This is a genomic window from Extibacter muris (assembly GCF_004345005.1).
Lineage (GTDB): Bacteria > Bacillota > Clostridia > Lachnospirales > Lachnospiraceae > Extibacter > Extibacter muris.
This window is the reverse complement of sequence record NZ_SMMX01000061.1, coordinates 1-820: the sequence shown is the minus strand read 5'-3', so window position 1 is coordinate 820 and position 820 is coordinate 1. Positions and strand designations below refer to the sequence as shown.

The window sequence follows — 820 nt, the reverse complement described above, 5'->3', positions numbered from 1 at the left end:
ATCACCGCTCCCGTGTAGTTCAGGTTCCCCTCCAGCACGTAGTTCACCTTCCCGCCCATGCTCCACGCAAGGGAGGTCACCACCCCGTGGGTGCTTAAGACCGGCTCCTCCCCGATGTTCATCATGATCGAGGAGCCCGTCCCGTAGGTGGACTTTATCATCCCCGGCTTTCGGCAGCCCTGGCCGAACAGGGAGCCGTGGGAATCCCCGAGCACCCCGTGGATCGGCACCGGGCGGGGGAGCAGCCCTTCCACGTCCGTCTCCCCGAAGTCCGAATCCGAATCGCACACTTCTGCCAGGTTCGCCGGGTCGATGCCAAAGAGCCGGCAGATCCCCTCGTCCCACGCAAGCTCGAAGATGTTGAACAGCTGCGTCCGGGAGGCGTTGGAGTAGTCGGTCTTGTAGGACTTTCCGCCGGTCAGCCTGTAGATGAGCCAGCTGTCAATCGTGCCGTGGCAGATCTCCCCCCGGTCCGCCTTATCCTTCGCCCCTTCCACATGTTCCAGTATCCAGGCAATCTTCGATGCCGGGAAGTAGGGGGAGAGGTTCATGCCGGTGGCCCTGCGGATGCGCTCCGCCTCGCCGAGGCGCTCCACCCGCTCGCAGATGTCCGCCGCCCGGGCGCACTGCCACACGATGGCGTGCCCGAGGGGCGCGCCTGTGGTGCGGTCCCATGCAAGGGACGTCTCCCGCTGGTTGCTGATCCCGACACCGGCGATGCGGCCCCTGTCGATACCGGATTCCTCCAGGAGCCGTGCGACCACCTGGATCGTATTGCGGTAGATCTCCTCCGGGTCATGGGAGACCCAGCCCTTCTCAT

At 64.8% G+C, this 820-nt stretch carries 1 protein-coding gene; it reads right to left on the bottom strand.

Going from position 1 to position 820, the window contains the following annotated elements:
• The coding region (locus E1963_RS19210) for an FGGY family carbohydrate kinase (RefSeq protein ID WP_243117816.1) at window positions 1-820 on the bottom strand (820 nt) is incomplete at both ends.